This window comes from uncultured Brachyspira sp. (assembly GCF_944390595.1).
Classification (GTDB): domain Bacteria; phylum Spirochaetota; class Brachyspiria; order Brachyspirales; family Brachyspiraceae; genus Brachyspira.
Genome location: NZ_CALXRN010000215.1, coordinates 1 through 11,087, shown reverse-complemented (window position 1 = coordinate 11,087; position 11,087 = coordinate 1). Strand labels below are relative to the sequence as shown.

Annotated in this window: 9 protein-coding genes and 1 pseudogene; 2 read left to right on the top strand and 8 right to left on the bottom strand. The window is 25.5% G+C overall.

Going from position 1 to position 11,087, the window contains the following annotated elements:
- Positions 1-242: 242 nt before the first annotated feature.
- On the top strand, positions 243-1,316 hold the full coding sequence (locus tag Q0J90_RS12930; RefSeq protein ID WP_297278302.1) for a glycosyltransferase: 1,074 nt from the start codon (positions 243-245) through the stop codon (positions 1,314-1,316).
- Between the two features lie 292 nt (positions 1,317-1,608).
- On the opposite strand, the gene Q0J90_RS12925 is transcribed toward Q0J90_RS12930, so the two are convergent.
- The 8 genes from Q0J90_RS12925 to Q0J90_RS12890 form a co-directional block, all read right to left on the bottom strand.
- Positions 1,609-2,565, bottom strand: coding sequence for a D-2-hydroxyacid dehydrogenase (locus tag Q0J90_RS12925; protein WP_297278301.1), 957 nt, complete (start codon positions 2,563-2,565; stop codon positions 1,609-1,611).
- Positions 2,566-3,136: 571 nt separating this feature from the next.
- Positions 3,137-5,425, bottom strand: a complete 2,289-nt coding sequence (locus Q0J90_RS12920) for an RNA ligase (RefSeq protein WP_297278300.1) — start codon at positions 5,423-5,425, stop codon at positions 3,137-3,139.
- A 13-nt stretch (positions 5,426-5,438) separates the two neighbouring features.
- Positions 5,439-5,933 (bottom strand): NUDIX domain-containing protein, encoded by a 495-nt coding sequence (locus Q0J90_RS12915; RefSeq protein ID WP_297278299.1) that lies wholly within the window; start codon positions 5,931-5,933, stop codon positions 5,439-5,441.
- Between the two features lie 108 nt (positions 5,934-6,041).
- Positions 6,042-6,848: a M55 family metallopeptidase gene (locus Q0J90_RS12910; protein ID WP_297278298.1), complete on the bottom strand. Its 807-nt coding sequence runs from the start codon at positions 6,846-6,848 to the stop codon at positions 6,042-6,044.
- Between the two features lie 171 nt (positions 6,849-7,019).
- Complete coding sequence (locus tag Q0J90_RS12905) at positions 7,020-7,496, bottom strand: DUF4411 family protein (protein ID WP_297278297.1); 477 nt, start codon at positions 7,494-7,496, stop codon at positions 7,020-7,022.
- Positions 7,497-8,642, bottom strand: coding sequence for an XRE family transcriptional regulator (locus tag Q0J90_RS12900; protein ID WP_297278296.1), 1,146 nt, complete (start codon positions 8,640-8,642; stop codon positions 7,497-7,499). It lies immediately after the preceding gene.
- A 117-nt stretch (positions 8,643-8,759) separates the two neighbouring features.
- Positions 8,760-9,965 carry an MFS transporter gene (locus Q0J90_RS12895; RefSeq protein WP_297278295.1) on the bottom strand — a complete coding sequence of 402 codons (1,206 nt, stop codon included), beginning with the start codon at positions 9,963-9,965 and terminating at the stop codon, positions 8,760-8,762.
- A gap of 377 nt (positions 9,966-10,342) precedes the next feature.
- Entirely contained in the window at positions 10,343-10,606 is a 264-nt protein-coding gene (locus Q0J90_RS12890; RefSeq protein ID WP_297278294.1) for a hypothetical protein, read from the bottom strand.
- Between the two features lie 215 nt (positions 10,607-10,821).
- On the opposite strand from Q0J90_RS12890, the pseudogene Q0J90_RS12885 reads away from it, so the two are divergent.
- Positions 10,822-11,087, top strand: a pseudogene (locus Q0J90_RS12885) (hypothetical protein); the annotation flags it as partial.

Sequence of the window (11,087 nt, the reverse complement as noted above, 5' to 3'; positions counted from 1 at the left end):
ATAACAAAAATATAATATAATACTAAATATGAATAATTATAACTTTAATAATTTAAGACTTAATTCTCAAGTCAAGTCAAGTCAAGTCAAGTCAAGTCAAGTCAAGTCAAGTCAAGTCAAGTCAAGTGGTGTAAGTTAAATCAAATTAAACCTTTAGTATTTATCTTGAAAAAGACTTTTTACATTTACCTATTTTCTTTAATAGGGATTATATATTTTGCACTTTATAGTGAGGAAATATTATGAAAGAAAAGATTAATATATGTATGGTATCAAATGGACATGTATTTGCTATAAATTTAGGAATATTAATAACTTCTATATTAGTTAATTCAAATAAAGAAGATGAGTTTCATTTTCATATAATAACTGATAATATGTTAGATAATGATAAAAATAAATTAATTCAATTAAAAGAAATAAAAAACTTTGATATAGACTTTTATACTCCAGATGTAAATAGAATTGAGAAATATAAAAAATGGGCTAAAGAATTTGGAATACAATCATTTTGGGGGTATAATATTTACCTAAAACTAGAAATTATACATTTATTAATTCATTTAAATAAGGTTATATTTTTAGATGTTGATCAAATAGTATTAAAAAACATTAGTGAAATATATTATTCAAATTTAGAAGATTATTATATTATTGCTGCTGATTATGATATTGACATTAAAGATTATAGAAAAGAAGCATATAAATTTTTTAATGTTAAATCACCTGATGAATTCTATAAAAATAAAATAAAAAATGAAAATGAAAATATAAAATATTTTAAAAATCTAAAAATGGAATACAAAAAAACTCATATGCCTTTTTGCACTGGTTTTATGTGTATGAATTTACAATCATTAAGAAATGCTATGAAAGAGGAAGATATAAATAATTATGTTGAGATGTGTATAAACAATAATATTAAATTATATGAAGAGGCTATTTTTTGTTATTTTATAAAAAAAGATAAAATAAAATTTCTAGATCATAAGTATAATGTTCCAATGGCATCATGGCTAAAAGAAGAAAGTTGCGATGTATATATAGCTCATTTTTCATGCGGAAAAATATTTGAAACATCCCATAATAGTATTCCAGCTCCAAAAGAAAAAAATAGTTTATTACTGCAAGGTTGGAAATATTTATCTATGACTTCATGGTTTAGAGAAGATCCAATATATTTTATGGATAGGTTTAATCAATATGATAGAAATTGCTTAGAGAGAAAAATTGATAAGATTATTAATTTTATTTTATGGATTATACCGATAAAATTAATAAGAGATAAAATTAGAAATTATCTATCAGATTATTAATATACAATTATACATTTGTACTAAAAAATTTATTTACATACCCCACCCATTATTTTTTATAATTCTAATTAGTCATTTTTGTTTTAAATTTCTTTAATGCTTAAATAGATATTTCTGCCCCGCCCTAGTGTTTTTTAGATTGTTAACTATTATTCCCGCACGTATAATTTATTTTTATTATAGATAAATTAATAAAAGCATTAAATTATAAACTGAATATATTAACCGTGCGTTAAATAAAAAAAGTGCCTGTTTTTTATTACAAGCACTTTTATTTATACGAAAAAAAATTTTATTTAGTTAAAACATTTGTAGGATTTCCATCTAAAAAAGCCTTTATATTTTCATAAACTTTATGCATAAGCCTAGTCCTAGCCTCGAAAGTATTTCCTGCAAAATGAGGAGTAATGTAGCAGTTTTTAGCAGTAAGAAGGGGATTATCAGCAGTCGGAGGCTCTTTTGAAAGCACATCTAAACCAGCACCTGCTATAACTCCGTTATTTAAAGCATCCGCTAAATCTTTTTCTACTATAACACCTCCCCTCGAAGTGTTGATTAAAAATGCAGTTTTTTTCATTTTTGAAAGCAAGTTTTTATTGACTATGTTTTCTGTTTCTTTATTAAGCGGAGCATTGAGGGAAAGAAAATCGGATCTCTCAAAAAGTTCTTCTAGGCTTGAAGCATTTTCAAAACCTTCTTTTTTACTTCTTGAATAAACTAACACCTTCATACCCATTCCAATAGCCATTTTAGCAACTTCTCTTCCTATATCTCCGAAACCGAATATGCCCATAGTTTTATTCTCAAGTTCAATTAAAGGATAACTGCTGAATGAATAATCTTTGCATTTTACCCAATCCCCATTATGAACTTGATTATTATGATCAACTACCCTAAAAGATAAAGACAATACAAAAGCCATTACAAGCTGTGCTACAGACTGAGGGCCGTATCCTCTTACATTAGTAACCGTAATACCTAATTCTTTTGCAGCTTCAATATCTATCATATTATATCCTGTTGCAAGCATTCCTATATATTTTAAGTTCGGAAGAGACTGCATTAATTTTTTATCGAACTTTACTTTGCTGTTTAATATGCCCCAAGCATCATAAGCAACGTCTTTTACATTGTCATAATCAACTCTGTCATAAACTTTTAAATCGGATATGCTTTCTATTTCACCCCAAGATATATCTCCGGGATTTAATATAAATCCGTCAAGTACTACTATTTTTAGTTTGTTCATTCTTTACTCCTATTATTATTATGTTCGCCTACGCTTATAATCAGCAAATAAATAAATTTATTTGCTAGCTTCGGCTCACTGTTTATTGTTATGTTCCCCTACACCACAATCAACAAATAAATTTATGGCTGACTTAAGCTTACTTTTTATTGCTAATAAAAATTGCTCGTTCATAAGCCCAGATATTCTTACGAATATTTGGTACTCGCAATTTTTAGCTTACTAATATTACTTATTATTGTTAAGTTCGCCTACGCTTATAATCAGCAAATAAATAAATTTATTTGCACGTATGTACCCTTTAGGGCTAGCTTCGGCTCACTGTTTATTGTTATGTTTCCCTACACCACAATCAACAAATAAATTTATGGCTGGCTTCAGCTTACTTTTTATTGCTAATAAAAATTGCTCGTTCATAAGCCCAGATATTCTTACGAATATCTGGTACCCGCAATTTTTATTTTTAGCTTACTAATATACTTATTATTGTTAAGTTCGCATACGCTTATAATCAGCAAATAAATTTGCACTTATGTCCATTTGTCTAATTTACATTTATAAACTAAAATAATTAATTTACAAGCTCATTTAAAACTTCATTATATACTTTTAATACATCATCAGCTGTAAGGTTTCTCCATTCTTTTAATTTATTTTCTCTTTTATATCTATTAAATATTTTATTACCTACAAAATGAACATATTGATTAGGATAATGAATATTTAAAAAATGGCTTAATCTATTTAAACGCATTGATTGTGCCCTTAATGCTTTTTTAATAATATAAAAAGGACATTTTACCTTTACCATAAATCCGGCATCATCTTCAAATACTACGCCTTCATAGTCTATTGAAAAATCATCAACGTATTTATGAAGCATTTTTTCTACATACTTATCGTAATCATCTTTTGAAATATTATCATTAGGCTTTTCAAATATTTCTATTCTTTCTTTCACTTTAAATTGTTCTGTTATTTCCTTACTTGATAATTCCTCATAAGAGAGTTTTCTAAAGTTCTCTTCATTATAAATTATATCAAGCAAAATTAAAAATGATTTATCATATACAATAGGATGTGCTGAATCTTTTAAATGTATGCATTCAAATACAAATGTAGTATTATTCTTTCTGCAGTATTCTTTTATAAAGTTTTTATTTTCATCCGTTAATAATTCCTCTGCCCAAGCAGTCATTTTAGTATTAATTGAGCTTTTAGTTGCAAATATTAATTCATCTTTTGTTTTATCCAAGAATACCAAAAATAAATACCCATTATATTTTTGGTATACACTTAAAGGAAACTTTATATTTTTCTGCAAACTTTTTAATTTTGTTTCTTTAACCTCATCATAATTAAAGAATTTATCATAGCTTCTTACTGCAATTTCATTTGTTCCATTGTATCTGTACAATCCCCTAGCCTTTATTGTCTGTTCATTCCATAATCTTTTATAGAATACCCTATCTGAAAAATTAGTGGAATAAACTGTATCATAATGTTTATAACGTACAAGTTCGCTTTCTTCATTTTCTTTATTGAATAAATTTTTTATTTCTTTATTATTCTTATAACTCTCAATAGATAAATCTTTTAAATTGAGAATAATCAAATCTTCCCCGTATTCAACAGAGTTTTCTATACAATAAGCATTATCATTAATTTTGCATAAATTATCTTCCAATTCATCCTGAAGTACATTTCTATGTCCGAATATCTGTATAATATCAGGATGATTTTTTTGAAATTGTTTTCCAACTTCTATATAAGATTTATAATCGTCTTCATCTTCTTTATATCCGTAAGTTACAATGCCATTCAAAAGAGAGGCGGGAATATGCTCATACATCTTATCTATGCCGGAATGATTAATAAAAAATTTCTTTCCTTTAAAAGTGAAAAAATAATAAAGTCTGAATTTCTTATAAAAATTTCTTATTTTCTTTTTATAATTATTCAATTCATTTAATATTTTTTCTTCAATATTATCTTTTTCTGATTGCTTATTTACAGAAAATGCTTTTTTTATTTCTTTGTATGTTGTTTGATAAAATTCCTGATTCGTAATTTTTATATCATTGGCAAAGAAATTCAAACTTACATCATGATTGCCTTCTGTAAAATAAACATTATTTGGTATATCATTATTAAGAAAATAATCAATCAATTCTTTAGATTTTGCTCCTCTGTCTATTAAATCGCCTACAAATATATAAGCTGTTTTTTTATCCTGAAAATAATTCTCTTTTTCTAAAAATATTTTAAATACATCATATTCGCCATGCAAATCAGGTATGACTTTTATATTATCATACTTCTCAAACTCTGTTTCATTTAAATAAAAACTATCCCATTTGCTTGCTTCAAGTAATGCATCAATTGCGCTGTTATAATCAGATGCCCTGTAAATATTAGCACCGCTTAATTTAAAATCTTTCATACGCATAAAAAAGTCTTTTATAACTTCTTCATAAATATTATTTCCTATTTCTCTTTTTCTCACATTTTCAATACATTCTTTTAATGATAAATTATCAAATAAAACAGCAGTTATTCTGTATCCGTATTTTTTAGCAAGTTCTGTAATACTATTAAGATTAAAAAGTCCTGTACTGTCAAGTATTGTGAATTGTCCTAATTTAAATCTGTTTTCTAGTATGCTTAATATCAAATTATTCCAAATATATGAATTATCCTTTTCGCATATAGAAAGTCCGTTATGTCCGTCTGGGAAAAGTCCGGAATATAATATTCTTAAATTGTCAGAACTTACACTATAATGTTCAAGATTAGCTTGTTTTATGGAATAAGTTTTTCCGCTTCCTTGAGCACCTACTGTTATTATTAATACTTTCATTTTATTTCCTAATTTATTTATCATAAATATCATAAAAATATCTTATAGAAGAAATTATATCTCCTTTTTTACACATTTCTAAATATTTTTCTCTATTTACAATAAGCACATCGCTTACTTCATTTTCCTGCAATACTAAATCTTCTATTTTTACATCTCTTCTAAACATAAAAGAATCTACTATTGTATTTGATTCCTCAAGCACAAAAGAAGTTAAAAATACAGCTTCCTCTTTTTTAAATGATAAACCTATTTCTTCTTCAAGTTCTCTTACCGCTCCTTCAACACTGCTTTCTCCTGCAAGTATTGAACCTTCTGTACATTCCCACATATTAGGGCATATTCTCTTGCTTTCATGTCTTTTAGTGATTATAACCTCATCATTACTATTAACTACCCAAGCATGTATAATTATATGATAATCATCTTTATTCAGAGGAAGTCCTCTTTTATGAAATCTGCCCGTTTTATTTTTATTTCTATCATAAATATCCCAAATTTCTGACATAATAATTTCCATTTATAAAAAATTGATTACGATAAAAAAGCCCCCTTAAAAACATAGTAATTTTTAAGGGGGCTTTTATAAGTTATCGGACTCTTATATTATAGAATTTTATAATATAAATTTCAAGGCTATCAATACCTCATAATAGTCATTATTTTCAAAAATTACTGTAGTATCATTAATTTTTTTGGCATTTGGATAGAATGACACCTTATGAGCATAGCCATGTTCCTTATAACAAACCTCCAATTTAAAATGATTAGGAAGTTTTAATATTTTACCTTTAAAATCCTGACTTAATGCCTCTTTAGTCTTCTCCTTAATCATTTTAACCATTAAATTAGGAGAATAATTTATAGTAGAATAACCTATACCTTCTTTTACAGGCAGTGTTATTAAATTAGGATGATTAGGCTGCATATTTTGTGCAATTTCACATAAACCCTTATCTCCGGATAAAAACACAGTAGGCACTTTTCTATAAGCTGCCGCATAACTAAAAAACATAAACTCACTTGCAAGTACATCATTAAGCTTCACATAAACATTTCTAGTATTCATAGTATGTGAAAGCGGATTATTTCCAATAGAAGCAGCATTATGATATCCTATAAACATTACAGCATCAAAGCTCTCATCAATACCTTCTACCATAGAATAAGGATCTCCGCTCCATCTTCTATGTATTTTCACGCATTCAGGCAAAGCAGTTTGATCTATATTCATAGCAGAATCATGGGCATCTTTTACAAATATTTCTTTTGCTCCTGCATCAATAGCTCCCTCACATGCTGCTTTAACTTCTTTAGTCATTTGAAGCGTATGCTCTTTATAAGTTAAACTTCCTGCATCTGTATCAGGCCATTGTGTAGTTGTAGTAATTCCTTCGATATCCGCACTAATAAAAACTTTCATGATAATTCCTCTAATATTTAATTTTAATGATTAAAAACTATATTATATTTTTGATTTTATTCAATATGTTATTCATTGATTTTTTATTGTTATATAGTATTAAATATAGTAACTATATAAGGTTTAATTTTTTCATTTTATATAATTTATTTTGATAGTTAATTATGAATATCATTTCTGTATTATAAATTTGATATTATTTTCTTTTATAAACTTATGTGGAAGTAAATATCTAATGTTATATTTTTTACAAATATTTATTAAAGCACTATCTCTAGTTACAACTGTTGAATCAAAATATTTAGCATAAGCTAATATCAATACATCAGCCCCGTTTTTATTATTCTTATTATCTAGCAATTTAACAATATCAGGATCTTCTATTAATCCAATAAATATAATCTCTATTTCTTCATTGTATTCATATACAAATATTTTTTTATTATTTTTTATATATTCTTTTAATAAATCTTCTTTATTATTATCTCCGGATACTAGTTCTTCAAAAACTTCTTGGGTAATATAACATATTTTATTTTCTGCCATATCTTTTAATTTATCCCAAAAATCAATAAATACATCAGGGGAATAATAAACATTCCATGATTCTATAAAAAAATTACTATCTAAACAATAATGATACTTCATTTATTGTATCCTTTTAATATATTTTTCTAATTTATATGGCTTAATAGACAATAAATTACAAGTATCTTTTAAAGTAATGTTGTTATCATAATAAGCATCTAATACATAATTACTAAATTTTTTAGTATTTAAATTTCTTTTTATATAATAAGGATCTGGCTGTCCACTCAATATTTTATTTTTAAATTTTACTTTTGAAAATTTATTAAATAATTCATCAAATATATTTTCTTCTACATATCCAAAATATTTTGCTTTTACTAGAATAGACAATTTACTAACAGGCAATTTTGAAGAAATAAAAGATATTTTTTCTTCTATATTTTCACTAATAAAATTACTCCAATAATCATTAAATATATTTTCAGGTAGTAAAAATTCAGAAGCCACCTTATTACAATATTTCTCTATTTTATTTTGTTTATTTATATTAGTAAATGCTATGTCAGATATTCCTGTTTCTCCTATAAAAATATGAACTAATTCATGAATTAAAGTAAATAACTTGGCATTATCTGTATCAGAAGAGTTTACGAATATAAATGGAGCTATTTTATCAGCTATAGCAAATCCTCTAATTTCTTTAACTTCTACAAAAGAATGATAATTAAAATTATAAGAATTACCAACAGATACAAAAATATTATTATTTTCTAATAATTCTTTGATATTATCAAAATTATATTTACTATCTTTATCAAAATTTACTTTTATATTTAATGCATCCTGAATTTTAAATATAGCATCTTCCACTTTAGTATTTATGGAAATTATACCAACAAAATCTAGTTCCTTTGAATTATTTGAAATTAAATAATTCTTAACCCATTCTTGATGATTAATTAATTTTCTCATTAAAAATATAGCATTTCTTGATAGCTTACTATCTAATTGCCTAAAATCATTAATTTTAGGCTGAATATTTTTTGGGATAGATGTCATATATAAAACGGCAAATGAAATACCGTATAATTTAGCTAACTTCTTTGCAAGATTTAAATCAGGCAATTGTTCACCATTTTCTAATTTCACCAAATCATCTTTAGTAAAAGTTTTCATTTTAATTTTATCAATAACTTCATCAATTGATAGATTAACGCTTTCTCTTGCCCATTTTAAAACTTCATTATTTATTTTTACTTTCATACATATATAATAACCATATTTTTATCATATATTGTAAATATTATAATAAAATAATGATTTTGTCAAAAATTTATACTTCTAATTAAATTCATAAATATAAAAATAATAATTAATATATTAAATAGTTTTGTTTATATATTTACTGTCTATATCATCTATCATCTTGTTAAATTTTTCTTTAAGCAAAGCTCTTCTTTTCTTCTGCCACATAGTATATATCGCTATAATGTAGCATATTAAAGATACGCTAATCATAAATAAAAAACCCACAAAATATGAGAAATTAGAAGCTAAATAACCCATTATAAAAGGTATGAATAAAGCAGCAACACCTGTTAAAGCCTCATTAACAGCAACATTTCTAGGAGCATTATCCTGATCCGCCAAAGCATAATAAAGCCCAAAGAAATAACCGAAACCGCTTACAAAACCTAAAAACATAAATGCTATCAAAAATAACCAGAAATTCCTAGTGAATGTTATTAAAAGCAAAGCTGCAGGAGTAAGAAGCCCTACTATAGTAAATACTCTCTTTTTCTCCAAAAATCTCAAACAAAAAGCAGATGATAAAGAACCTACAGCCATAAAAGCTGATAAACTTCCAACTAATAAAGAAGAATCCGCCTCAGAAAAACCTATTACTTTTATTCCATAATCAAGAAACATAAACCTTAAAGTATGCAAAACCATAGCACCTACAAATATTACAAGCCAGCCTATATGCACTTTATATCTAGGAGCACGCATGAAAGGTATATTCCATTTTATCTTTTTATTGTTAGCCTTAAATCTCAAATGTCTTGAAAGATAAAATAGTATAAACATTATTACACTTACTACTATAACGAAGTAAAAACCTAATTTATAATCAAATTTATATATAAGCCCTGTAACTGTAGGACCAACAGCAAAACCCAAAGACCAAGAAAATATAAATAAAGCCCCGCTTAATGTAACAGGCAAATCTTTTGATACTACATCTAATGATGATTGAAAGCATACAAAAAATATAGTAGCACAGCATCCGTATAAAAATGAATAAAATAAAGACATTTCAGGCGGAAGAAATATCAAACAAGCAACGGCAATAATAAGCTGAAGTACTGCTTCAACATATATTAAGTTGGTATAATATTTCTTTTGTATTTTAATGCGTGAGAAAGTGCCGGCAGTGAGCATCATACCCATACCATAAGAAACCCCAAGCAATGATACAAAAAAAGGACTAGCACCTGATACAGATGCATTTATAACTAAAACCGTACTAAATATGCTTGAGCATAAATAAAGCAAAAACGGCATAGAGTATACCAATATAGTCATTATTATTTATTCCTAACAATTATTATTTTAATAATGAAATATTATATATATTATTTATAAAAAATGTATAATATTTTGTAATTTTTTTATTAATTTGTTTATAATTTTTTTATATAATTATTATTGTTTTTAAATATATAATGATAAATTTGTAGTATATAAAACGATTTTTAGTATATATTCTGTATTATTATCTATATTGTAATAAATAATTATAATCTTACACTATAAATATGTTTCAAAGTTAATAAAAACACATAAAAAATTCTAAATAAGAATAGTATTTTTTTTAATGAATTATTGTATAAACAATTTCAATTTCAATATCTTCATAATTGCCATAATTAGGACGCGGAGCAAGATAATACTTGTCATCTTCATATATATCCTCTTTCATCTTTCTCAGTAACAGAAGGAATATCATTAGTAACAGAATCAGCTTTATCAACCTGAATAATTTTAGCAGAAGTTACATAGACATGTTTGTTATTAACTATATAAATAGGTCCGAAATCTATTTTTTCATTTGCTCTTACATTAGCTCTGCTAGTCCAATCGCTGCCTCTTTCAACCATATATTCCATAGGGTTTGTTACATTATCCTTACATCCTATTGCTAATACTGAAACTATTAAAATCATTAATAAATTTTTTTTTCATTGTTCTATACCTATAACTTTTTATTTTTATATAATTCTTATTCTATTTTTGATAAAAATCAATACCATATTTATTTTTTATTATAAAAAATAAAATTACATTGTTTAAGAGCCATAGATATTGCACACTTTTATTTTAAAAAAAGAAGGTATTCCTTATAATTTAAATAAGCACAAATAAACAAAAAGGAATACCTATGAAACAAAAAAATAAAAATCAGAAAAAAAAGATAGTAGAGATTATCAATAAAGTTAAAAATAAAAAAGTTCAGGCTCTCAAATTTAATATTAGTATTAGAAGTTATTACTATTGGAAGAATAAATTAGAAGAAAAAGGCATAATAGAAAATAAGAGCAGAAAACCTAAAAATAGTCCTAATAAAGTTAAAAATAAAAAGATTATTAACAAAGTAATGGAAATACGTAAGAAATATAAATATGGTAAAACAAAAATAAAGAAATT